Genomic DNA, 24,203 nt, shown 5'->3' on the forward strand with positions numbered 1-24,203 from the left:
ATCGCCAGGCCCTGCGCCAGCGCCTGACCTTTGATCGCGCGCTGCGCCGTACCTTGTTGCAAGAGCTGAAGGTGACCGAGGTCAACCAGGTAGCCCTGCAACTGCTTGGGGTCAATTGCTGCGACGACGCCTGGCGTTGCTTGGTCGAGGGTAGCGAAGCCGGTATCGAAGGCATTGGTGTGCAGTTGCTCGAAGCGGTGCTGGACAACCAGCAGCAGCTGGAACTCGAGGTGCTCCTGCCGGTTGCAGGCGGCCAGGACCTGCACCTGTGGCTGATGGTGAAGTTCCCTGAACAGTGTCGTGATTCCGAAGCGGTCATTCTGAGCATCAGCGACATCACCAGCCGCAAGCAGGTCGAGCTGTCGTTGCTGGAGCGCGAAAGCTTCTGGTCGAACGTCGTGCGTACCGTGCCCGACCAGTTGTATGTGCAAGATGTGCAAAGCAAACAAATGCTCTTCAGCAATCGCAACCTCGGCTACACCCTGGGTTACGACCGTACGCAACTGGCACAGATGGGCGAACGTTTCTGGGAGATCCTCCTGCACCCGGACGATGCTCAACAGTACCGTCAAGTTCGTCAGCAACTGCTTGGCTCCGGCTGCGTCGAGCAACTGCATTGCCAGTTGCGCTTTCGCCATCAGGATCAACGCTGGCGGCGTTTCGACATTCGTGAACAAGCCCTGACCCGCGACAGCAATGGTGTAGTGACGCGCATTATCGGTTTGGGCAAGGACGTCACCGACCAGATCGAAGCCAGTGAGTCACTGCGTGACAGCGAGCAGCGTTACCGCATGCTGGCGGAAAGCATCAGCGACGTTATTTTCTCCACCAACAGCCAGCTCGAGCTCAACTATGTCAGCCCATCGGTGCAGGCGGTGCTGGGCTACGAGGTGCAGTGGATCTTCGACAATGGCTGGCATTCGACCATTGCCAACCCGGCGCAGTTGACCGGCATTTACCATTTGGTCGAGCGGGTCAATCGGGCCTTGGGTAACCCTGAGCAACTGGAACAACTGCGCACTCAATTGCCCAATCAACTGTTCCTGTTTGACTGCCTGCGCGCCGATGGCCGCAAGATTCCGATCGAGCTGCGTCTGGTGCTGGTGTGGGACGATCAGGCACGCTTCGAAGGTATCCTCGGGGTTGGCCGCGACATCAGCCAGCAGCGCCGCGCCGAGAAAGACCTGCGCATGGCGGCCACGGTTTTCGAGCACTCGACCTCGGCAATCCTGATCACCGACCCGGCCGGCTATATCGTTCAGGCCAACGAAGCGTTCAGCCGCGTCAGCGGCTATGCCGTAGCCGATGTACTCGACCAACTGCCCAGCATGCTGACGGTAGACGAGCATCAGGAAGCCCACCTGCGCTACGTGCTCAAGCAGCTCAATCAACGGGGCACCTGGGAAGGTGAAGTCTGGCTCAAGCGCCGCAGTGGCGAGCACTACCCGGCCTGGGTCGGCATTACCGCAGTACTCGACGACGAAGGCGACCTGGCCAGCTACGTGTGCTTCTTCACCGACATCAGCGAGCGCAAGGCCAGTGAACAACGGATTCACCGCCTGGCCTACTACGACGCCCTGACCCACCTGCCGAACCGCACGCTGTTCCAGGACCGCCTGCATACCGCCTTGCAACAGGCCGAGCGGCAGAAAGCCTGGGTGGTGCTGATGTTCCTCGACCTGGACCGTTTCAAGCCGATCAACGACTCCCTCGGCCATGCCGCAGGCGATCGCATGCTCAAAGACATGGCCGAACGTTTGCTGGATTGTGTCGATGACGATGACACGGTGGCGCGCATGGGCGGTGACGAGTTCACCCTGCTGCTGCAGCCGCGGGCCACGCGGGAAATGGCCTTGAACCGTGCCATCCATGTGGCTGAGCAGATTCTCAGTAGCCTGGTGCGGCCGTTCGTGCTGGAAAACCGCGAGTTCTTTGTCACCGCCAGTATTGGCATTGCCCTGAGCCCACAGGATGGCAGTGAGCTCAGTCAGTTGATGAAGAACGCTGACACCGCCATGTACCACGCCAAAGAGCGTGGCAAAAACAACTTCCAGTTCTACCAGGCCGACATGAACGCCAGCGCCCTGGAACGCCTGGAGCTGGAAAGCGACCTGCGCCATGCCCTGGAGCAGAACGAGTTCATTCTTTATTACCAGCCACAGTTCAGCGGTGACGGTAAGCGCCTGACCGGTGCCGAAGCGCTGTTGCGCTGGCGTCACCCGCGTCGCGGCCTGGTGCCACCGGGCGACTTCATTCCGGTCATCGAAGAGCTGGGCCTGGTGGTGGATGTTGGCGACTGGGTGCTCAAGGAGGCCTGCCGCCAGCTCAAAGTATGGCATCAAGCCAAGGTCCGGGTACCCAAGGTTTCGGTGAACATCTCGGCCCGCCAGTTCTCCGACGGCCAGCTCGGCACACGGATCGCCACTATCCTCAAGGATACGGGCCTGCCGCCGGCCTGCCTGGAGCTGGAACTGACCGAGAGTATCCTGATGCGCGAAGTCAACGAAGCCATGGCGATCCTCGACAGCCTGAAGAAGCTCGGCCTGAGTATTGCCGTCGATGACTTCGGCACCGGTTACTCGTCGCTCAACTACCTCAAGCAGTTCCCCATCGATGTACTGAAGATCGACCGCACGTTCGTCGACGGCCTGCCCGAAGGCGAACAGGATGCGCAGATTGCCCGGGCGATCATCGCCATGGCCCACAGCCTGAACCTGGCGGTTATCGCCGAGGGTGTGGAAACCCACGAGCAACTCGAGTTTCTGCGCGAGCATGGCTGCGATGAGGTGCAGGGTTATCTGTTCGGGCGGCCGATGCCGGCCAACCAGTTCGAGGCCCAGTTCAGCAACGAAACCCTGTTTATGTTTGAGTGAGATCGCGGGGCAAGCCCGCTCCCACAGTCCGGTGGGAGCGGGCTTGCCCCGCGATCCTTTCACCTTCTCATTCATAATGAAGCCCACTTGTCTGCGACATGACGCCCTTTCATATGCCAGACAAAAGCTGATGAGGTAGAATGCGCGCTTATTTCAGCACGATCCTTGAGGACCGCCATGTTCAGCCGTGATTTGACCATTGCCAAGTACGACGCCGATCTCTTTGCCGCTATGGAGCAAGAAGCTCAGCGTCAGGAAGAGCACATCGAGCTGATTGCCTCGGAAAACTACACCAGCCCGGCTGTCATGGAAGCCCAAGGCTCGGTTCTGACCAACAAATACGCCGAAGGTTACCCAGGCAAGCGCTACTACGGCGGTTGCGAATACGTCGACGTGGTTGAGCAACTGGCTATCGACCGTGCCAAGGAACTGTTCGGCGCCGACTACGCCAACGTCCAGCCACACGCCGGTTCGCAAGCCAACAGCGCCGTTTACCTGGCCCTGCTGTCGGCCGGCGACACCATCCTGGGCATGAGCCTGGCCCACGGTGGTCACCTGACCCACGGTGCCAACGTCAGCTCCTCGGGCAAACTGTACAACGCTGTTCAGTACGGTATCGATGCCAACGGCCTGATCGACTACGACGAAGTCGAGCGTCTGGCGGTCGAGCACAAGCCAAAAATGATCGTTGCCGGTTTCTCGGCCTACTCGCAGGTGCTGGACTTCCCACGCTTCCGCGAAATCGCTGACAAAGTCGGTGCCTACCTGTTCGTCGACATGGCCCACGTTGCCGGCCTGGTCGCTGCAGGCGTGTACCCGAACCCGGTGCCATTTGCCGACGTGGTTACCACCACTACCCACAAGACCCTGCGCGGTCCACGTGGCGGCCTGATCCTGGCCCGTGCCAACGCCGACATCGAGAAGAAACTGAACTCGGCCGTATTCCCAGGCGCCCAGGGCGGCCCGCTGGAGCACGTGATTGCCGCCAAGGCAATCTGCTTCAAAGAAGCCCTGCAGCCTGAGTTCAAAGCCTACCAGCAGCAGGTCGTGAAGAACGCCCAGGCTATGGCCGGCGTGTTCATCGAGCGTGGTTTCGACGTGGTTTCCGGTGGTACTCAGAACCACCTGTTCCTGCTGTCGCTGATCAAGCAGGAAATCTCCGGTAAAGACGCCGACGCCGCCCTGGGTCGCGCCTTCATCACCGTCAACAAGAACTCGGTACCAAACGACCCACGTTCCCCGTTCGTGACCTCCGGCCTGCGCTTCGGCACCCCGGCTGTCACCACTCGCGGCTTCAAAGAGGCTGAGTGTAAAGAACTGGCTGGCTGGATCTGCGACATCCTGGCCGACCTGAACAACGAAGCAGTGATCGACGCTGTTCGTGAAAAGGTCAAGGCCATCTGCGCCAAGCTGCCGGTATACGGCAACTGATCGCAGTCGCTTGATGTAAAAAAACCCGGCGCCTACGCCGGGTTTTTTTTGCTCCTACAGGGCGGCGAAGCCCTCGCGGATCTTGGCCTCGGGCAATTCGTCGGCAATAAACACCATCACGCTTTCGCGCGCCTCACCGGGTTGCCATTCGGTATCCCAGTCAAAGCCATAGAGTTTCAGCACACCCTGGAACACCAGGCGCCGATCTTCACCGGCAATGTTCAACACGCCTTTGTAGCGCAACAGCTGCTTGCCATGCTCTTCGAGCAACTGGTTCATGAAGTCGCTGAGGCGGTCGATGTCCAGCGGTGCCTCCGTGCGTAGCACCAGGCTGGAAATGCGATCAGGCGTAACGGCCTGGCTGACGGGACGCAAACTCAAGCCGCCCCCAAGGTCGGCATTGAGGTTGAAACCGCGCACATCGAGCAATTCGGCCAGGTCGATGCGGCCGTGGTCGACCACCCGAATCGGCGCACGGCGGTTGATTCGCCCAAGGCGCTCGCTCAGCGCCACAAAACTGTCTGCGTCAACCAGGTCGGTCTTGCTCACCAGCAGGCGGTCGGCAAAGCCCACCTGAGCCTGGGCGATGGCTTGGGTCAGGTGCTGCTCGGCATGCGCCGCATCGACCAGGGTGATGATGCCGTCGAGCAGGTAGCGCTCGCGCAGCTCTTCATCGATGAAAAACGTCTGAGCTACCGGTGCCGGGTCGGCAAGGCCGGTGCATTCGATCACCAGGCGGTCGAAGGCAATCTCGCCGGCGTCCAGGCGTTCCAGTAGCAGGACCAGGGCTTTGGTCAGGTCGGTATGTATGCTGCAGCACACACAGCCGTTGGCCAGGGTCATGACCTGTACCGGTTCATCGCCTAGCAACTGGCTATCGATGCCAGCGTCACTGAATTCGTTCTCGATCACGGCGATTTTCAGGCCGTGCTCAGCCTTGAGGATGTGTTTGAGCAGCGTGGTTTTGCCAGCACCGAGAAAGCCGCTCAGCACTGTTACGGGAATAGGAGAGTGCAAACGCAGTTACCTCGGTTGGAATTTGATGCGGGGGTCGCGGGGCAAGTCGGGTCGCCGCACCGCCGCGCCTACGAGGAGCCCGGCTAGCCGGGCTCCCACAGGATCAACAGCACTTAGGCCCACCCTTGCCACCGTAACGCGCCTCTTGGCGTTCGCGGAAGAACGCCTCGTAGCTCATCACCGGTTTGTCCGGGTGTTTGGTCTGCATATGCTCGACGTAGTTGTCGTAGTCGGGCATGCCGACCATCAGGCGGGCTGCCTGCCCCAGGTACTTACCCAGTCGACCGAGATCGTTGAACATCACTGCATTCCTCTTCGATTAGGCATCTGGCAGCGCCTGGAACGGGGACTCTTTGTCAGTCCGTTCTTTTTTACCCAGGGCACCGAAACCGACCTTGAGTGCAAAGAACAGAATGCTGAAGACCACAATCAGGAACAGGATCGTCAGGCCGGCGTTGGTGTAGGCGTTGAAGATCACATGCTGCATCTGGCCGATGTCCTTGGCTGGCGCCAGTACCTGCCCGGCGTCAAGCGCCACGCTATACTTGTTGGCCAGGGCCAGGAAGCCGACCGCCGGGTTTGGATCGAACAGTTTGATGAAGCCCGCGGTGGTGGTGCAGATCAGCAGCCACAGTGCCGGCAGCAGGGTGACCCACATGTAGCGCTGGCGCTTCATTTTGATCAGCACGACGGTGCCGAGCATCAGGGCGATACCGGCCAGCATCTGGTTGGAGATGCCGAACAGCGGCCACAAGGTATTGATGCCACCCAGCGGGTCGATCACGCCCTGGTACAGCAGGTAACCCCACAGCGCCACGCAACCGCCAGTGGCGAGCAGGTTGGCACCCCAGTTCTCGGTACGTTTGAGGGCTGGAATGAAGCTGCCCAACAAGTCCTGGAGCATGAAGCGACCGGCACGGGTACCGGCGTCCACTGCAGTAAGGATGAACAGCGCCTCGAACAGGATCGCAAAGTGGTACCAGAAGGCCATGGTGTTTTCACCCGGCAGCACCTGGTGCAGGATCTGCGCGATACCTACCGCCAAGGTCGGGGCACCACCGGCACGGGCCAGGATGGTGTGCTCGCCGATGTCTCGGGCGACCGCCTCCAGTGCATCCGGGGTAATGGTAAAGCCCCAGCTGCTGACCGTCTGCGCCACTGCCACAACGTCAGAACCGACCACTGCCGCCGGGCTGTTCATGGCGAAGTAGACGCCTGGCTCGATCACCGACGCTGCAACCATGGCCATGATCGCCACGAACGACTCCATCAGCATGCCGCCGTAGCCGATGTAACGGGCGTTGGTTTCGTTATCCAGCAGCTTGGGCGTGGTACCCGAGGAGATCAGGGCGTGGAAGCCCGACACCGCGCCACAGGCAATGGTGATGAACAGGAACGGGAACAGCGTACCCTTCCAGACCGGACCGGTACCGTCGGTGAACTGGGTCAGCGCCGGCATTTTCAGCTCGGGAGCGATGATCAGGATACCGATGGCCAGGCCAACGATGGTGCCGATCTTGAGGAAGGTCGACAGGTAGTCACGTGGTGCCAGTACCAGCCACACCGGCAGCACTGCGGCGACAAAGCCGTAACCCACCAGCATCCAGGTGATCTGCACGCCAGTGAAGGTGAACGCCGGGCCCCACACCGGATCGGCGGCAACCACGCCACCCAGCCAGATCGACGCCAGCAACAGCACCACACCGATAATCGAGATTTCACCGATACGGCCCGGACGGATGTAGCGCATGTAAATGCCCATGAACATCGCGATCGGGATGGTCGCCATCACCGTGAACATCCCCCACGGGCTCTCGGCCAGGGCCTTGACCACGATCAGCGCCAACACCGCGAGGATGATGATCATGATCAGGAAGCAGCCGAACAGGGCAATGGTGCCGGGAATCCGGCCCATTTCTTCGCGGACCATGTCACCCAGCGAACGACCGTTGCGGCGGGTGGACATGAACAGGACCATGAAGTCCTGCACCGCACCCGCCAGCACCACACCGGCAATCAGCCAGAGCGTACCGGGCAGGTAGCCCATCTGCGCAGCCAGCACCGGCCCGACCAGGGGGCCTGCACCGGCAATTGCGGCAAAGTGGTGACCGAAAAGGATGTGTTTGTTGGTCGGCACATAGTCCAGACCATCATTGTTGAGCACCGCCGGGGTAGCCCGACGCGGGTCCAGCTGCATCACCTTGGTGGCGATGAACAGGCTGTAGTAGCGATAGGCGACCAGGTAGATGGCCACCGATGCGACGACGATCCACAAGGCGTTGATGGCCTCGCCACGGCGCAGGGCGACCACACCCAGCGCACAGGCTCCTATGACTGCCAGCGCCAGCCACGGAATGTGGCGTAGCAGGCTATTATTGTTGTTCATGGTTTGCTTCCAGCTAGTGGATAAAAGACAGCCTTTCGAGTCTAGCGATACTGACAGGAAAGACCACCCCCCACGTTGGTCTAGAGCCTCTAACGCGGGTTGAACAAAGCTCGTTATGCGCCCTTGTGCGGAGCTTGGCAAGTGCTGAGCTATAGTCAGGAAGAACCCCGGAGTGCCCGAACATGAGCGACCATCCAGAACGTCGACGCTTCAAACGTGTTCCCTTCGATGCGCCCACCGAACTGGTGCAGGGCGAACAGCGCTGGCCAGTCAACCTGCTGGACATTTCACTGAAAGGCATATTGATCGAATCACCCGAACCCTGGGATGCAGATCCCGAGCAATTGTTCGATGCCGTGATTCATCTGAATGCGGATGCCGAGGTGCAAATGCAGGTGCAACTGCGGCATGTGGATGAGCAACAGCTCGGCTTCATCTGCCAGCACATTGACCTGCACTCCCTGGAACATTTGTGCCGCCTTATAGAGCTGAACCTGGCCGATCGCACTGAACTGGAGCGCGAGTTCCACGAACTGATCGAAGTTTAGAAACTCTTAGCTTCCTAACTACCCGCCCCTCGCTTTCTTTCCTGTCCAGTCAGACAGCTTTCCCCTTCGAGACCACAGTGCCTGCAAGAGGCCCTGTGGTGCTTGCGCTCGGCCGTTGGAACAGAAACTGCATCCAACCCTTGACCCAAGACCTTAGTAGGACTGTTCCTACGCAAATCAAAAAATTGTATACAATTGTTCTGGCATTCAGATGTAGGACTTGTCTACAGTAGCGACACAACAATAAACAGAGACCCGCCCCATGAATACGTCCTCCCCTAGCACGTCTTCAGCGTCACGTCCTGAAGACGAGAACCTGGGCCTAGGTGCCAACCTGGCGTACGGCCTGCAACATGTTCTGACCATGTATGGCGGCATCGTCGCCGTGCCACTGATTCTCGGCCAGGCAGCTGGCCTGACGTCGGCGGACATTGGCCTGTTGATTGCCGCATCGTTGTTTGCCGGTGGTTTGGCAACCCTGTTACAAACCCTTGGTCTGCCGTGGTTTGGTTGTCAGTTGCCGTTGGTGCAAGGGGTTTCGTTTGCCGGGGTCGCGACCATGGGCGCGATCCTCAGCAGTGAAGGCGGTGGCGGTTTGCCTGGGGTATTGGGCGCGGTAATGGCCGCATCGCTGATCGGCTTTCTGATCACACCGGTGTTCTCACGGATCACCAAATTCTTCCCGCCACTGGTCACCGGTATCGTCATCACCACCATCGGCCTGACCCTGATGCCGGTTGCGGCACGCTGGGTGATGGGCGGCAACAGCAAGGCGCCGGACTTCGGCAGCATGGCCAACATCGGCCTGGCCGCTCTGACCTTCGCGATCGTGCTGATCCTCAGCAAGCTGGGCAGCGCCACCATCTCGCGCCTGTCGATTCTGCTGGCCATGGTCATCGGTACCCTGATTGCCTGGTCGCTGGGCATGGCTGACTTCAGCAAAGTCCTCGACGGCCCGCTGGTGGCAATGCCATCACCTTTCCACTTCGGTATGCCGACCTTCCACATCGCCGCAATTCTGTCGATGTGCATCGTGATCATGGTGACCCTGGTGGAAACCTCGGCAGACATCCTCGCCGTCGGTGAGATCATCGACACCAAAGTCGACTCCAAACGCCTGGGCAACGGCCTGCGCGCTGACATGGCGTCGAGCATCCTGGCCCCTATCTTCGGTTCCTTCACCCAGAGCGCATTCGCCCAGAACGTCGGCCTGGTTGCCGTCACCGGGGTCAAGAGCCGCTACGTGGTAGCGACAGGCGGGGTCATTCTGGTGGTGCTCGGCCTGCTGCCGATCATGGGCCGGGTAATTGCTGCCGTACCGACTTCGGTACTCGGTGGTGCTGGTATCGTGCTGTTCGGTACGGTGGCCGCGAGCGGTATCCGCACCCTGTCCAAGGTCAGCTACAAGAACAACGTCAACCTGATCATCGTCGCCGCTTCGCTGGGCTTTGGCATGATCCCGATCGCCGCGCCAAACTTCTACGCGCAGTTCCCTAACTGGTTCGAGACCATTTTCCACTCCGGCATCAGCTCGGCGGCGATCATGGCCATTGTCCTCAACCTGGTGTTCAACCACTTCACCGCCGGCAACTCCGATCAACAATCGGTCTTTGCTGCCGCCTATGAGCGCACCATTCACTACTCGGATATCTCCGCCCTGCGTGACGGCGACTATTTCGAAGATGGCAAGCTGTTCAACGCCGAAGGCAAAGAGGTACCGGTGATGACCGAAGGTGAGCATGGCGAGCCACCGACACGACGCGCCGCTGTCTCGGAACACTGATCAGTGTAGGAGCGGGCTTCCCCGCGATAGCGATGTATCAGCCACATCGCATCGCGGGGCAAGCCCGCTCCTACAGCCGCCCCTACTCGAACAAGGCATCCAAGGCTTGTTCAAGACGCGTCACGGCAATCACCTGTAGCCCCGCCGGGGCTTCCTTGGGGGCATTGCCTTTGGGCACGATGGCCCGCTTGAAGCCATGCTTGGCCGCCTCTTTCAGGCGCTCCTGACCACTGGGCACAGGGCGCACCTCGCCCGACAATCCCACCTCACCGAATACCAGCAGGCCGTTATCCAGCGGGCGATTACGCAAGCTGGACATGATCGCCGCCATCAACGCCAGGTCAGAGGCCGTCTCCAGCACTTTCACCCCGCCCACGACGTTGAGGAATACGTCCTGGTCATGGGTCGGAATGCCGCCGTGGCGGTGCAGCACCGCCAGCAGCATGGCCAGACGGTTCTGGTCCAGGCCGAGGGTTACCCGCCGAGGGTTGGACAAGTGGCTGTCGTCAACCAGCGCCTGCACCTCGACCAGCATCGGTCGAGTGCCTTCCCAGGTGGCCATGACCACACTGCCGGGCACCTCTTCCTGAGCCCGGGTAAGAAAGATTGCCGAGGGGTTGGAGACTTCCTTGAGGCCACGGTCGGTCATGCCGAACACGCCCAACTCATTGACCGCTCCAAAACGGTTTTTCACCGCGCGCAGCAAGCGCAGCCGACCATCGGACTCACCCTCGAAATACAGCACTGTATCGACCATATGCTCGAGCACCCGCGGGCCGGCCAGCGCACCTTCTTTGGTCACGTGACCAACCAGGAAGATCGCCGTGCCGCTCTGCTTGGCGTAACGCACCAGCAATGCGGCGCTTTCACGCACCTGCGACACGCCACCGGGGGCCGACTGAAGCTGTTCGGTGAAGATGGTCTGGATCGAGTCGATGACCATGACCTTGGGTTTCTCTACCCGCGCAGTGGCGATGATCGCCTCGATACAGGTTTCGGTCATCACCCGCAATTGATCCTGTGGCAGGCCCAGGCGTCGGGCGCGCATGGCAACCTGCTGCTGGGACTCTTCGCCGGTGACATATAAAGCTGGCATACGCGTGGCAATTGCACACAGCGTCTGCAACAGGATGGTCGATTTACCGATACCAGGGTCGCCACCGATCAGCACCACCGAGCCATCGACCAGACCGCCACCCAACACCCGGTCCAGCTCGGCGCTGGCGGTGGTGAAGCGGGGAATTTCTTCGACGCTGACTTCGGCCAGGGTCTTGATCTGCGCCTGCTGGCCAGCCCAGCCGGTGCGCCCGCTAGGCGGTGCAGCGCCGCCACTTTCCAGCACAGTCTCCACCAGGGTGTTCCAGGCACCGCATTCGCCGCACTGCCCGGCCCATTTCGGAAAGGTCGCGCCGCACTCAGTGCAGCCGTACATGCGCTTGGCCTTGGCCATGGGGACGGTCCTCGGAAAAAGTGAGCATGATAGCCGACCTCGGTGGCCGCGACCGCCACTGAAACGCACAAAACTATTCGATCTAACTACAGCGCAAAGCAGCAGCGCAGAGCATGAAGCGCGTAGCTGAATTACACTGGGTTGACCAAACTCATCTGTTACAAGGAATAAACCATGGGCGTGCTCAGTGAATTCAAGGCCTTCGCGGTCAAAGGGAATGTGGTCGACATGGCCGTCGGTATCATCATCGGCGCCGCCTTTGGCAAAATCGTTTCATCTTTCGTAGGTGACGTGATCATGCCGCCAATCGGCCTGTTGATTGGCGGTGTGGATTTCAGTGACCTGGCGATCACGCTCAAGGCGGCCGAAGGTGATATACCGGCGGTGGTGCTGGCCTACGGCAAGTTCATCCAGACGGTACTGGACTTCGTCATTGTCGCCTTCGCGATCTTCATGGGCGTCAAGGCCATCAACCGCCTCAAGCGCGAAGAAGCAGCCGCCCCTGAAACGCCACCTGCGCCAACTAAAGAAGAAGTCCTGCTCACCGAGATCCGCGACCTGCTCAAGGCGCAGAACCGGCAGCCCTGAATCCAAAACAAAAACGGCGCCCCTGGCGCCGTTTTTGTTTTGCCCAGTCGACTTACCAGTAGTTTTCCACCGCTACCTGCCCAGGGCGGCGGCTCAGGCTCAGGTTCAGCCCACGCTGCTTGAGCACCTGGCGCGTGTCGTCAATCATCTGTGGATTACCGCAGAGCATTACCCGCGAGTGCTCCGGTGTCAGTGCCAAGCCGGCGGCGCGCTCAAGTTCACCATTCTCGATCAGCGTGGTGATGCGCTCATTCAGCGCGCCCGGATACTGCTCACGCGTAACCACGGGAATGAACTGCAACTTGCCAGCGAATTCAGCCAGATAGTCGCGCTGCTCAAGACCGGCGATCAGGTCCAGATACGCCAGCTCTTTCGCCTCTCGCACCGAATACACCAGCTTGATCGACGCGAAACGTTCCCAGGCTTCAAAATCCTGAAGGATCGAGACGAACGGTGCGATACCGGTGCCGGTCGCCAACAACCACAGGTCCCGGCCGTCGGCAAATCGATCCAGCGTCAGAAAACCAAAGGCCTGACGGTCGATCAGCAAGCTGTCACCTTCCCTCAGTCGGCTCAGCTCGCTGGTGAACTCCCCGCCCGGCACCACAATAGAAAAGAAGTCCAGGTGTTCGTCATGCGGCGCCGACACCATCGAGTAGGCGCGCCACACCACACTGCCATCGGCCTTGGTGACACCCAAGCGCGCGAACTGGCCGGAACGAAAGCGAAACCCCGAATCGCGGGTGGTACGCAAGCTGAACAGGCTGGGGGTCAGCGGCTGGACGTCGAGTAACGTCTGGCGAGTGAACTTTTCAGCGCTGGCAGTCATGACTTACTCCAAAGAACAGATGCGCCCAGTGTCGCCCAAACGCGCCTGGATAAACACCGCTGGATTGTAGTGGCATCACCTGATGCTCAACTGCACACATCTGACAAAGTACCGTTCGGCATCAAAGACAACTGCTTGTTACGAAAAACTCAGCAAGGCACTCGGGTATTTCCTACACTGCCCTTCACTATCTTGGATCCTAGATTGTCTTCACAGGGAGGTGTGACGCCATGCGCGACTGGAAGCAAGAGCAGCTGCAACAATTACGCAGCGAAACGGATGAACAACGGATGTTCGAGGTGGTGGCGTCTCTGGCAGCACAACTGGGCATGGAGTTTTTTTCCTTTACGCTGCGCGCACCTCAAGCAGCCACGCAAGCGCAGTTCAAGTCTTACAACAACTACCCTGCCGCCTGGAATGAGCGCTACGAGCGCTGCAATTACCTGAGCATTGACCCGACCGTCGCCCATTGCCGTCAATCGATGCTGCCGATACTTTGGGACGATGAGGTGTTTCGAGAGACGCCCGAATTCTGGCAGCAGGCCCAGCTCAATGGGCTGCGTTATGGCTGGAGCCAATCGGCTCACGACCTGCGCCACAACGAAAGCATCCTGAGCGTGGCACGTAGCCACAGGCCGATAGAAACCCAAGAGTTTCATAAAGCTGCTGGGCAGATCATGTGGCTGTGTAACCTGCTGCATACGCTGATACTGGGTCGCCAACCCGCGCCGCCTCCCCTTTCGGTGCGCCTGTCTGCCCGTGAAACCGAAGTGCTGAAATGGTCAGCAGCCGGCAAAACCGCTGCCGACATCTCCTGCATCCTCACCCTCTCGCAAAGCACGGTGAATTTTCACATTCGCAGCATCATTAACAAGCTCGGCTGCAGCAACAAAGCCGGCGCCATTGCCATCGCTGCCAAGAACGGCCTTCTGGAATAACCCCCTGCCCGTCAAAGCCCTGTAGAATCATGCCCCTGTAATGCGTGGCCAACGGCGCCGCGCGCCCCTGCCTCAGAGCCTTTTGCCATGCCCTTGTTGACCAGCCCTTTTGCCGAACTCGACCTGCTTCGCCAGCCCGAGCAAGCCAACGATCCCCTGCAAGCGTTCGACGCCGCCGACGAATACCTGTTGGAACACCTGGCAGAACAGTCACCAGCCCCCAGCGCCCGCGTACTGGTACTCAACGACAGCTTCGGGGCCCTGGGCATCAGCTTGAGCCGTCATGTGCAGGTCAGCAGCAGCGGCGACTCGCACTTGGCCCGCCTGGCACTGGAGAAAAACCTGGTACGTAACGGCCAGGCCTTCGACGCGGTACCGTTCATTCCTGCCAGCAGCCACTGGCAAGGGCCGTTCGACCGTGTGCTGGTGCGCGTGCCCAAGACCCTGGCCTTGCTGGAGGAACAACTGATCCGCCTGCAGCCACATCTGGCGCCCGGCGCCCAGGTGATCGCCGGGGCAATGATCAAGCACCTGCCGCGTGCCGCTGGTGATTTGCTGGAAAAGTACATCGGCCCGGTCCAGGCATCGCTGGCGCAGAAAAAAGCCCGCCTGCTGATTGCCACGGCGCAGGACAAAGGCCCGTTCAGCTCCCCCTACCCCACGCGCTACGCGCTCGACGCACCGCGCCTGGAATTGCTCAATCATGCCAACGTGTTCTGCCGCGAAGGCCTGGACATCGGTACTCGGGCGTTTCTCCCGCACCTGCCCGGTAACCTGGGCAGCGCCCGGGTAGCCGATCTGGGTTGCGGCAACGGCGTGCTGGCGATTGTCAGCGCACTGAACAACCCGCAGGCGCAGTACACCCTGGTCGATGAGTCGTATATGGCGGCGCAATCAGCGCAGGAGAACTGGCAGGCGGCGCTGGGTGATCGTGCGGTCAGCATCCGCGCTGACGATGGCCTGGCCGGTCAACCGGCGCAGTCGCTGGACGTGGTGCTGTGCAATCCGCCGTTCCACCAACAGCAGGTAGTTGGCGACTTCCTCGCCTGGCGCATGTTCCAGCAGGCCCGCGAGGCACTGGTGGTGGGTGGGGCGCTGTATATCGTCGGTAACCGCCACCTGGGCTACCACAGCAAACTGGCACGACTGTTTCGTGGGGTTGAGCAGGTTGCGGCAACGCCCAAGTTCGTGGTGCTCAAGGCGCGTAAGTGATGTAAAAAAATCGCGGGGCAAGCCCGCTCCTACCGGTAGGAGCGGGCTTGCCCCGCGATCAGTTGCTAAGGCGTGCTCAACCCAGCGGCTGCCATGAACATGCGCATCAACCAGGCCACAATCCCCAGCGCCGTGACGCTGCCAGCCCAGATAACGGCCAGCCAGCCCAAACGATGCAAGAGCGGCTTCTTCTCTTCTTCAAAACTGTCTTTGCTATTCATCGCCAGGCACTCCTAGTGATAGCCATCCTCGTGGGTCACCTTGCCGCGGAACACGTAGTAGCTCCAGAAGGTGTAGCCAAGGATGAACGGAATGATGAACAGTGCCCCCACCAGCATAAAGCCCAGACTTTGCGGCGGCGCCGCAGCATCCCAGATCGAGATCGATGGCGGGATGATGTTCGGCCACAAGCTGATGCCAAGGCCACTGTAGCCAAGGAAGATCAGTGCCAGGGTCAGCAGAAACGGGGTGTAGTGTGCATTACGTGCCACCGCCCGCAGCAAACCGTACAGCGTCACCAGCACCAGGATCGGCACCGGCAGGAACCAGAACAGGTTAGGCAGGGTGAACCAGCGCGTAGCGATTTCCGGGTGCGCCAGCGGTGTCCAGATGCTGACGATACCGGTCACTGCCAGCAGCACCAGGGCCAGAGGACGGGCCAGGTCATGCATTTGCAGTTGCAGCTTGCCTTCGGTTTTCATGATCAGCCAGGTGCAGCCGAGCAAGGCGTAGGCAACGATCAGCCCCAGCCCACAGAACAGACTGAATGGCGTCAGCCAGTCAAAGGCTCCCCCGGCGTAGCTGCGGTCGACCACCTTGAAGCCTTCGATGAAGGCACCCAGCGCCACGCCCTGGAAGAAAGTGGCAGCCAACGAACCACCGATGAACGCTTTGTCCCACAGGTGACGTTTCTCGGCCGTGGCCTTGAAGCGAAACTCGAACGCCACGCCGCGGAAAATCAAACCGACCAGCATCAGCATCAATGGCAGGTAGAGTGCCGACAGCACCACGGCATAGGCCAGCGGGAAGGCGCCGAACAGCGCCGCCCCGCCTAGCACCAGCCAGGTTTCATTACCGTCCCAGACCGGTGCGACGGTGTTCATCATCACGTCACGGTCCTGCTCGCCTTTGACGAAGGGGAAGAGAATGCCAATCCCCAGGTCAAAGCCATCCATGACCACGTACATCATGATGCCGAAGATAATGATCACGGCCCAGATCAGTGGAAGATCAATACCCATGACTCAGTTCCCCTTGTTCAGGCTGGTGTGTTCGCCGTCATCGTGATCGTCATCGGCAGCCGACAACGGTCGCGCAGGTGTACGGTGCTGACCAGGCCCTCCCTTGATGGTTTCTTTACCCTCGCCGGTTTTTGGCCCTTTGCGCACCAGGCGCATCATGTAACCCAGGCCCGCACCGAACAGGGCGAAATAGACCACCACGAACATCACCAGCGTCACGCCCAACTGGACATAGCTGTGGTTCGAAACACCATCGGCGGTACGCATCACGCCATAGACCACCCAAGGCTGACGCCCGACTTCAGTGGTGAACCAGCCTGCGAGGATCGCAATCAGGCCAGAAGGCCCCATCCACAAGGTCAGGTAGAGGAAAGGACGCGAGCTGTAGAGTTTGTCGCGCATGCGCAGCCAGACACTCCACAAACCGACAAAGATCATCAGCATGCCCAGACCGACCATGATCCGGAACGACCAGAACACCACGGTGGAGTTAGGCCGATCTTCCTTCGGGAACTCCTTCATCGCCGGTACTTGCTTGTCCAGGCTATGGGTCAGGATCAAGCTTCCGAGTGCCGGAATTTCCAGTTTGAAGTGAGTGGTTTCAGCTTCCATGTCAGGAATGCCGAACAGGATCAGCGGGGTCGGCTCGTCACCGACATTCTCCCAGTGGCCTTCGATCGCCGCGATTTTCACCGGCTGATGCTTGAGGGTGTTCAAGCCGTGGAAGTCACCAATCACTGCCTGAATCGGCGCGACGATCAGGGCCATCCACATGGCCATCGAGAGCATTTTGCGAATCGCCGGGTTGTCACGGCCACGCAGCAAGTGCCAGGCCGCCGATGCGCCGACGAAGAACGCCGTGGCAACGAACGCCGCCGTCGCCATATGCATCAGGCGATACGGGAACGAAGGGTTGAAGATCACCGCGAACCAGTCAACAGGGACGACGACGCCGTTGACGATCTCGTAGCCCTGCGGGGTCTGCATCCAGCTGTTGGAGGCAAGAATCCAGAAGGTGGAAATGATCGTACCGATGGCAACCATGACGGTTGCGAAAAAGTGCAGGCCACGGCCTACGCGGTTCCAACCAAAGAGCATGACACCCAGGAAACCGGCTTCGAGGAAGAAAGCGGTAAGCACTTCATACGTCAGAAGTGGCCCGGTGATAGAACCGGCAAAGTCGGAGAACTTGCTCCAGTTAGTGCCGAATTGATAGGCCATGACCAGGCCGGAGACCACGCCCATACCGAAGTTGACGGCAAAGATTTTCGACCAGAAATGGTAAAGGTCACGGTAGACGCTGTTGTTGGTTTTGAGCCACAACCCCTCAAGCACAGCCAGGTAACTTGCCAGGCCAATGGTGATGGCTGGAAACAGGATGTGAAAGGACACGGTAAATGCAAACTGGATTCGGGCGAGATCTAGAGCCTCTAATCCGAACATAGTGCTTCCTCTGTCAGGTAATCCGGCGTCAGGCGATGCACCTTGGCGCCAACTGCCCCCACGGTAGTTCAGTGCGGCTAGTTGGAGTTGTTCTAAAACTTCACAACGCAGGGAATTCGGCCGTTAGGCCCAACCGTTGCAAATGAAACTATTGATCCAGATCAACGGCTGCTTGAAAAGGATAGTCCTGAAAGGCCCGCGAGGTTGTGTGGTTGATTGCCGCAGATCAGTTCCGTTGATTTTTTGGCGCCCCAAAATGGTGCACTCATTCGCGCCCGGGGGTGACCTGGCAACTAGTTGTTACAAACTAGTGGTAATCTGCTCCACTGTTTCCCTCGCCAAGGCTCTGTTCCGCCAATGTCAGCCCCTGCGCCGCTGCTTTTGCGTCACCACCGCCCTTTCCTCGCCTTCTGGCTGGCCCGGGTCTGTACGGCCAGCGGCTTTCAGATGCTGACCGTGGCGATTGGCTGGCACCTGTACCAACTGACGGGTAATGTCCTCGATCTGGGCCTGGTCGGCCTGGTGGAGTTCGCTCCACGGGTACTGTTCATGCTGCACACCGGGCATGTTGCCGACCGCTATGACCGCCGTCGCATCGCCGCCATCTGCCAGAGTGCCCAGGCCCTGATCGCCCTGGCCCTAGTGGTGGGCAGCAGCACTGACAACATCAGCCGCGAGCTGATTTTCATCCTGGCTTTTCTGCTCGGCAGCACCCGCTCGTTCGAAATGCCAGCGACCCAAGCACTGCTGCCGAATGTGGTGCCATCTTCGTTGTTTCCACGCGCCGTGGCGGCCTCGGCGTCGGCCATGCAAGCGGCCACCATCGTCGCCCCCGCCGTGGGAGGCTTTCTCTATGCTTTTGGCAGTGTGTGGGTCTATGGCCCGACCGTGGCGTTGTATGTCACCGCCTGCATCCTGACCCTGAGCCTCAATGTCCGACCACAAGTGCCGCAACAAGGGCGCGCCAGCCTCGACTCGCTATTGGCCGGAATACGCTTTATCCGCAGTCGCCCGGACATCCTCGGCGCCATTTCCCTGGACCTGTTCGCCGTGCTGCTCGGCGGTGCTACTGCCTTGTTGCCGGTATTCGCCAAAGACATCCTGCTCACCGGCCCCTGGGGCCTGGGCCTGCTGCGTTCGGCACCGGCAGTCGGCGCGCTGTTGATGTCGCTGTGGCTGGCGCGCTTCCCGGTCGAGCGCAAGGTGGGCCGGGTGATGTTCACTGCGGTCGGCATCTTTGGTGTGGCCACTATCGCCTTCGGCCTGTCGACCTCGTTCTGGTTCTCCCTCGCGGTGCTGGCCGTGCTCGGCGCGGCCGACATGATCAGCATGGTCATTCGCGGCGCTTTCGTGCAGCTGGAGACGCCGGATGAAATGCGTGGCCGGGTCAGTGCGGTGAATGGCTTGTTCATTGGCGCGTCGAACCAGCTGGGCGAGTTCGAGTCGGGGTTGACCGCGCATTGGTTCGGCACGGTACCAGCGGTGTTGCTGGGCGGGGTCGGGACGCTGGTGGTAACCGGGGTGTGGATTAAGCTGTTCCCAAGCCTGGCGCAGCGCGATCACCTGCACAACCGCTGAAAAACTGTCGTGTAAGGCATTGTGGGAGCGGGCTTGCCCCGCGAAGCGGTATGACTGACGAGTCGCAATCGCGGTACAAGTCGGATCGCCGCACCACCGCTCCCACCATGATCGTGCAATGACGAGCATGCTGGTATGATGCGCGGCTTTTTTCCGACTCAATCACAATCAACACGCCGTACGGTACGGTCTGTGCTTTGCTGATGGGGTCGATACATTCACGGCGCCGGGGCGCGCCACGGGGAGCAGGCATGCTGGAAAGGCTGTTTCAACTAAAAGCACACAACACCAATGTCCGCACCGAAATTCTCGCGGGCGTGACCACCTTCCTGGCCATGGCCTACATCCTGTTCGTCAACCCGAGCATTCTCGGCGAGACCGGCATGGACAAAGGCGCGCTGTTCGTAGCCACCTGTCTGGCCGCCGCCATCGGCTCGACCACCATGGGCCTGATCGCCAACTACCCGATTGCCCTGGCACCGGGCATGGGCCTGAACGCATTTTTCACCTACACCGTAGTCCTGCACATGGGCCACACCTGGCAGGTAGCGCTGGGGGCGGTGTTCATTTCGGCGGTGTGTTTCTTCCTGCTGTCGATCTTTCGCATCCGGGAGTGGATCGTCAATAGCATCCCGCTGCCGTTGCGTTCGGCCATCGCTGCCGGTATTGGCCTGTTTCTGGCGCTGATCGCCCTGCATAACGCCGGTATCGTCGTCGATAACTCGGCAACGCTGGTGGGCCTGGGTGACCTCAAGCAACCCGCCCCCATCCTCGCCACCCTGGGCTTCTTCCTGATTGTCGCCCTTGAAGCGCTGAAGATCCGCGGCGCGGTGTTGATCGGTATTCTGGTGGTGACCGTTGCCTCGATCGTATTGGGTGTTACCCCGTTCAACGGTGTGGTCTCGATGCCGCCTTCGCTGGCGCCAACCTTCCTGCAACTGGACATCAAAGGTGCACTGGATGTCGGCCTGATCAGTGTGATCTTTGCCTTCCTGTTCGTTGACCTGTTCGACAACTCCGGCACCCTGATCGGTGTTGCCAAGCGTGCTGGCCTGATGCGCAAAGACGGCCACATGCCGAAGATGGGTCGCGCCCTGATCGCCGACAGTACTGCGGCCATGGCCGGTTCCCTGCTGGGTACCTCGACCACCACCAGCTACATCGAATCGGCTGCAGGCGTGAGTGCGGGCGGCCGCACCGGCCTGACCGCTATCGTCGTCGCCATCCTGTTCCTGCTGGCGCTGTTCTTCGCACCGCTGGCCGGTAGCGTACCGGCCTTCGCCACCGCCCCTGCGCTGTTGTTCGTCGCCGTGTTGATGGCCTCGGGCCTGGCTGAAATAAACTGGGACGACATCACCGAAGCCGCGCCCGTGGTAGTAACCGCCCTGGCCATGCCGCTGACCTATTCGATCGCCAACGGCATCGCCTTCGGTTTCATCACCTGGACGGCGATCAAACTGATCTCTGGCCGTGGCCGTGACCTGAACCCGGCGCTGGTGATTCTCTCGGTTCTGTTCGTCGTCAAGTTGGGCTGGTTCAACGCATGAGTGCAGTTTTCGACCCTTCGACCTACACCCAGCAGCTCGACGCCAAGGTCGAGCGCCTGCGCGAGCTGCTGGCGCCTTTCGATGCGCCGGAGCCGGCGGTGTTCGATTCACCACGCGAGCACTATCGGCTGCGCGCCGAGTTCCGCCTGTGGCGTGAGAATGAACAGCGCTTCTATGCGATGTTTGCCCCTGGCGAGAAGTACACGCCGATTCTGATCGAGGACTTCCCGATCGCCAGCCTGCGCATCAATCAGCTGATGCCGCAGCTCAAGGCCGCCTGGCAAGCCAGCTCGGCGCTGAGCTTCAAGCTGTTCCAGGTCGAATTCCTCACCACCCTGGCTGGTGATGCAATGATCACCCTGTGCTACCACCGTCCACTGGACGAGCACTGGGAGACGGCAGCGCAGCAGCTGGCCCAAGACCTGGGCGTGAGTATCATCGGCCGCTCCAAGGGCAAGCGTGTGGTGATCGGTCGCGACTACGCGGTTGAAGAACTGCAGATTGCAGGGCGCAGTTTCCGTTACCGTCAGCCAGAAGGCGCGTTCACGCAGCCTAACGGCGCGGTGAACCAGAAGATGCTCAACTGGGCCTATGAAGCGCTCGGCGAGCGGCAGGACGATCTGTTGGAGCTGTACTGCGGCAACGGCAACTTCACCCTGCCCCTGGCGACCCGGGTGCGCAAGGTGCTGGCCACGGAAATCAGCAAGACTTCGGTCAACGCTGCGCTGCATAACCTCGACGACAACGCGGTGAATAACGTGCGCCTGGTGCGCCTGTCGGCCGAAGAGCTGACCGAAGCGCTGAATGAAGTGCGCCCGTTCCGTCGTCTGGAAGGGATCGACCTGAAGAGCTATGAGTTCGGCAGCGTATTCGTCGACCCGCCGCGTGCCGGGATGGACCCGGACACCTGCGAGCTGACCCGACGCTTCGACAACATTCTGTACATCTCGTGCAACCCGGAAACCCTGGCGGCGAATATCGCTCAGTTGCACGATACGCACCGTATCGAGCGTTGTGCGTTGTTTGACCAGTTTCCGTATACCCATCACATGGAGAGTGGGGTGTTGCTGGTTCGGCGTTGAGTGTTTCGCGGGGCAAGCCCGCTCCTACACAACCTGTAGGAGCGGGCTTGCCCCTCGATCCCTAGCACATCAATAGCGGTACCCGCTGGTCGTCATCAGTCAGTGCGCCGTGGTGCCCTCGCCACTGGCTGGCATGCTTCTCCACCTCGCTGCGAATAATCCCCCCTGCCCCCGTCGGCACCACAATCAGGTCGCCGATCCGCGCTTCGGCCTGGCTCAACATCACATCGCCAAACAGCCCCTTGGCAATCGCCTGGGCCTTGGACATCACCCGGTATTCATCGCCCAGGCGGTTTTGCCAGCGCTCGTGTACCCGATCCTGCTGGGTTGGCACATACACATGACGGGCACGGATATCACCGGCGATGGCGCGCACGCCGTCCTGCAACACCGGGTCGAGATCGAAGTCGCGCACCTGTGCGTTATCCAGCGCCAGCATGCCGTGGTCGGCGATCACCATCAGTTGCACGGAATCCGGCAGTTGGTCGGCGATGGCCCGCGCCAGCTGATCGGCGATTTCCAGCTGTTTGAGCCAGGCTTCGGAGCCTGGGCCGAACAAGTGCCCGGCGAAATCCAGGTCACCGAAATAGGCGAAGCAGAAGGCAGACCCGGAACGCGCCAAGGCGGCATTGATCAACTGCGGATAGGCGTCATAGGCCGGCGCCGGGAGGATCTGCCCGGCCTTGTAGATCGCCTGGCTGAACGCCGAGTTGGCATAACGCCCGAGCATCACCGTGCTGATGGCGATCCCCTGCGCACTGGCCAGGCTCCAGGCATCCGCGGGCACGATAAACGCCTCGGGCGCAGGGGCCGAACCTGGCTGCGCTTCGGCATGCAGCGCTGCGGTGGTCCACGACAAGGGCGACAGTTCGGTGTGTTCATCAAGAGCAAAGCTGCAGCCGACAATGCCATGGGCACCGCTGCCCAGCCCTGAACTCACCGAGGCCAGGCTGGCGGCCGTGGTCGCCGGAAAGCCGACGCGAAAATGCCCGTCCGGCTGCATTAACGAGGCCAGAAACGGCGCGTGCCGGGCATGGGCCTGCAACAGGTTCCAGCCCAAACCATCAATCAGCAGCAGGCAAGTCGCCTGCGAGCGATCAAGGTGGAAGCTGTTGCGAAAGCCCCGACCACCCAGGGCGGCGAAGATCGACTGCGTCAGGCTGGCCAGGCCCGGCCAGGTTTCTCCCATCAGCTGCAAATCGTTGAACGGCATCGCCATGTCTCCCTCCGTGGTCTGGTGCAAAGCAACAGGTGTAGCACAGGCTGTGCGATCAGCGCACACAAAAACAGCGCAAGGCGTGCTCATCGATTGACCAAATTAACCATTCGGTACATTTTCAATGCACGCGTCTTCCCAAGAACAACATTGGAGTTTCCCTCATGAATCCGGCTCACTCTGCAGGCATCCTCGCCGGCTTGATCGGTGCTGGCATCCAGGCCTCGCGAACCCCGGCGCTGCACGAGCACGAAGGTCATGCACAGGGCCTGAACTACCTGTACCGGCTGATCGACCTGGATCAGCTCAAACTCGACAGCAGTGCCCTGGAACAACTGCTCACGGCGGCCGAGTGCATGGGCTACACCGGATTGAACATTACCTACCCGTGCAAGCAGGTCATCCTGCCGTTGCTCGATGAACTGTCCGCCGAAGCCCGGGGTATTGGTGCCGTCAACACCGTGGTGCTCAAGGACGGTAAACGCATCGGCCACAACACCGACTGCCTGGGCTTTGCCGAAGGTTTTCGCCGTGGCTTGAGCGATGCACCACGCCGCCAGGTGGTGCAGATGGGTGCCGGAGGCGCGGGTGCGGCGGTGGCCCATGCGCTGCTGGCAGAAGGGGTTGAGTGCTTGATCATCTTCGATGTCGAGACGGACCGGGCCCAGGCGCTTGTGGATAACCTCAATACGCATTTCGACGGTGCCCGGGCCCGTGTCGGGCATGATCTGGACAGCGCCATGGCCAAGGCCGACGGGCTGGTCAACAGCACGCCGATGGGCATGGCCAAACTGCCGGGGATGCCGGTTCCCAAAGCGCTGCTAAGAGCCGATCTGTGGGTGGCGGAAATCGTCTACTTTCCGCTGCAAACCGAGCTGCTGCGCGAAGCCAGGGCGCTGGGCTGTCGCACCCTGGATGGCTCGAACATGGCGGTGTTTCAGGCGGTGAAGGCGTTTGAACTGTTCAGCGGGCGTGAGGCGGATGCTTCACGGATGCTTGGGCATTTTCAGCAGATGGGGGCTGAGTAGGATCGCGGGGCAA

General features: G+C 60.4%; 19 protein-coding genes and 1 pseudogene. 11 read left to right on the forward strand and 9 right to left on the reverse strand.

Features of this window, described 5'->3' with window-relative positions:
- Positions 1-44: 44 nt before the first annotated feature.
- A pseudogene (locus tag ACVWSC_RS25370) lies at positions 45-2,873 on the forward strand (sensor domain-containing protein); the annotation flags it as partial.
- 177 nt (positions 2,874-3,050) lie between these two features.
- Complete coding sequence (glyA, locus tag ACVWSC_RS25375; protein WP_442109877.1) at positions 3,051-4,304, forward strand: serine hydroxymethyltransferase; 1,254 nt, start codon at positions 3,051-3,053, stop codon at positions 4,302-4,304.
- 54 nt (positions 4,305-4,358) lie between these two features.
- Here the strand turns inward: glyA and yjiA are convergent, their stop codons facing one another.
- The 3 genes from yjiA to ACVWSC_RS25390 form a co-directional block, all read right to left on the reverse strand.
- The gene (gene yjiA / locus ACVWSC_RS25380) at positions 4,359-5,321 is read right to left on the reverse strand and encodes a GTPase (RefSeq protein ID WP_442109879.1); all 963 of its coding nucleotides are present in this window, start codon (positions 5,319-5,321) and stop codon (positions 4,359-4,361) included.
- Positions 5,322-5,424: 103 nt separating this feature from the next.
- Positions 5,425-5,622 (reverse strand): YbdD/YjiX family protein, encoded by a 198-nt coding sequence (locus ACVWSC_RS25385; RefSeq protein WP_028944033.1) that lies wholly within the window; start codon positions 5,620-5,622, stop codon positions 5,425-5,427.
- 18 nt (positions 5,623-5,640) lie between these two features.
- A complete protein-coding gene (locus ACVWSC_RS25390; protein WP_442109881.1) occupies positions 5,641-7,707 on the reverse strand; it encodes a carbon starvation CstA family protein in 2,067 nt (688 codons plus the stop codon).
- A 182-nt stretch (positions 7,708-7,889) separates the two neighbouring features.
- On the opposite strand from ACVWSC_RS25390, the gene ACVWSC_RS25395 reads away from it, so the two are divergent.
- A complete protein-coding gene (locus ACVWSC_RS25395) occupies positions 7,890-8,255 on the forward strand; it encodes a PilZ domain-containing protein (protein WP_442109883.1) in 366 nt (121 codons plus the stop codon).
- 262 nt (positions 8,256-8,517) lie between these two features.
- The gene (locus ACVWSC_RS25400) at positions 8,518-10,038 is read left to right on the forward strand and encodes a nucleobase:cation symporter-2 family protein (RefSeq protein WP_442109885.1); all 1,521 of its coding nucleotides are present in this window, start codon (positions 8,518-8,520) and stop codon (positions 10,036-10,038) included.
- An 82-nt stretch (positions 10,039-10,120) separates the two neighbouring features.
- Here ACVWSC_RS25400 and radA read toward each other — a convergent pair whose 3' ends face one another.
- A complete protein-coding gene (gene radA, locus ACVWSC_RS25405) occupies positions 10,121-11,488 on the reverse strand; it encodes a DNA repair protein RadA (protein WP_442109887.1) in 1,368 nt (455 codons plus the stop codon).
- Positions 11,489-11,662: 174 nt separating this feature from the next.
- Here radA and mscL point away from each other — a divergent pair, with 174 nt between their 5' ends.
- On the forward strand, positions 11,663-12,076 hold the full coding sequence (mscL, locus tag ACVWSC_RS25410; RefSeq protein WP_442109889.1) for a large-conductance mechanosensitive channel protein MscL: 414 nt from the start codon (positions 11,663-11,665) through the stop codon (positions 12,074-12,076).
- A 52-nt stretch (positions 12,077-12,128) separates the two neighbouring features.
- On the opposite strand, the gene ACVWSC_RS25415 is transcribed toward mscL, so the two are convergent.
- Entirely contained in the window at positions 12,129-12,905 is a 777-nt protein-coding gene (locus tag ACVWSC_RS25415) for a ferredoxin--NADP reductase (protein ID WP_442109891.1), read from the reverse strand.
- Positions 12,906-13,135: 230 nt separating this feature from the next.
- On the opposite strand from ACVWSC_RS25415, the gene ACVWSC_RS25420 reads away from it, so the two are divergent.
- Together ACVWSC_RS25420 and ACVWSC_RS25425 are read left to right on the forward strand one after the other, a co-directional pair.
- On the forward strand, positions 13,136-13,843 hold the full coding sequence (locus tag ACVWSC_RS25420) for a LuxR family transcriptional regulator (RefSeq protein ID WP_442109893.1): 708 nt from the start codon (positions 13,136-13,138) through the stop codon (positions 13,841-13,843).
- Positions 13,844-13,930: 87 nt separating this feature from the next.
- Positions 13,931-15,055, forward strand: a complete 1,125-nt coding sequence (locus ACVWSC_RS25425) for a methyltransferase (RefSeq protein WP_442109895.1) — start codon at positions 13,931-13,933, stop codon at positions 15,053-15,055.
- A gap of 65 nt (positions 15,056-15,120) precedes the next feature.
- Here the strand turns inward: ACVWSC_RS25425 and ACVWSC_RS25430 are convergent, their stop codons facing one another.
- Genes ACVWSC_RS25430 through ACVWSC_RS25440 form a run of 3 tightly spaced genes read right to left on the reverse strand, consistent with a single transcriptional unit; the run spans position 15,121 to position 17,739 of the window.
- The gene (locus ACVWSC_RS25430; RefSeq protein ID WP_442109897.1) at positions 15,121-15,276 is read right to left on the reverse strand and encodes a DUF2474 domain-containing protein; all 156 of its coding nucleotides are present in this window, start codon (positions 15,274-15,276) and stop codon (positions 15,121-15,123) included.
- Positions 15,277-15,288: 12 nt separating this feature from the next.
- Positions 15,289-16,296: a cytochrome d ubiquinol oxidase subunit II gene (gene cydB, locus ACVWSC_RS25435; RefSeq protein ID WP_442109899.1), complete on the reverse strand. Its 1,008-nt coding sequence runs from the start codon at positions 16,294-16,296 to the stop codon at positions 15,289-15,291.
- 3 nt (positions 16,297-16,299) lie between these two features.
- Complete coding sequence (locus tag ACVWSC_RS25440) at positions 16,300-17,739, reverse strand: cytochrome ubiquinol oxidase subunit I (protein WP_442109901.1); 1,440 nt, start codon at positions 17,737-17,739, stop codon at positions 16,300-16,302.
- 357 nt (positions 17,740-18,096) lie between these two features.
- Here ACVWSC_RS25440 and ACVWSC_RS25445 point away from each other — a divergent pair, with 357 nt between their 5' ends.
- The 3 genes from ACVWSC_RS25445 to trmA all read left to right on the forward strand — a co-directional run bounded on the left by ACVWSC_RS25445 (position 18,097) and on the right by trmA (position 21,946).
- Positions 18,097-19,317, forward strand: coding sequence for an MFS transporter (locus tag ACVWSC_RS25445; protein ID WP_442109903.1), 1,221 nt, complete (start codon positions 18,097-18,099; stop codon positions 19,315-19,317).
- 251 nt (positions 19,318-19,568) lie between these two features.
- Entirely contained in the window at positions 19,569-20,864 is a 1,296-nt protein-coding gene (locus ACVWSC_RS25450; protein ID WP_442109905.1) for an NCS2 family permease, read from the forward strand.
- Complete coding sequence (gene trmA, locus ACVWSC_RS25455; RefSeq protein WP_442109907.1) at positions 20,861-21,946, forward strand: tRNA (uridine(54)-C5)-methyltransferase TrmA; 1,086 nt, start codon at positions 20,861-20,863, stop codon at positions 21,944-21,946. Before ACVWSC_RS25450 ends, trmA begins: the two co-directional genes overlap by 4 nt.
- 61 nt (positions 21,947-22,007) lie before the next feature.
- On the opposite strand, the gene ACVWSC_RS25460 is transcribed toward trmA, so the two are convergent.
- Positions 22,008-23,165, reverse strand: a complete 1,158-nt coding sequence (locus ACVWSC_RS25460) for an alkaline phosphatase family protein (RefSeq protein WP_442109909.1) — start codon at positions 23,163-23,165, stop codon at positions 22,008-22,010.
- A 161-nt stretch (positions 23,166-23,326) separates the two neighbouring features.
- On the opposite strand from ACVWSC_RS25460, the gene ACVWSC_RS25465 reads away from it, so the two are divergent.
- Positions 23,327-24,190, forward strand: coding sequence for a shikimate dehydrogenase (locus ACVWSC_RS25465; protein WP_442109911.1), 864 nt, complete (start codon positions 23,327-23,329; stop codon positions 24,188-24,190).
- Positions 24,191-24,203 lie beyond the last annotated feature (13 nt).

Source organism: Pseudomonas sp. NUPR-002, from assembly GCF_056322725.1.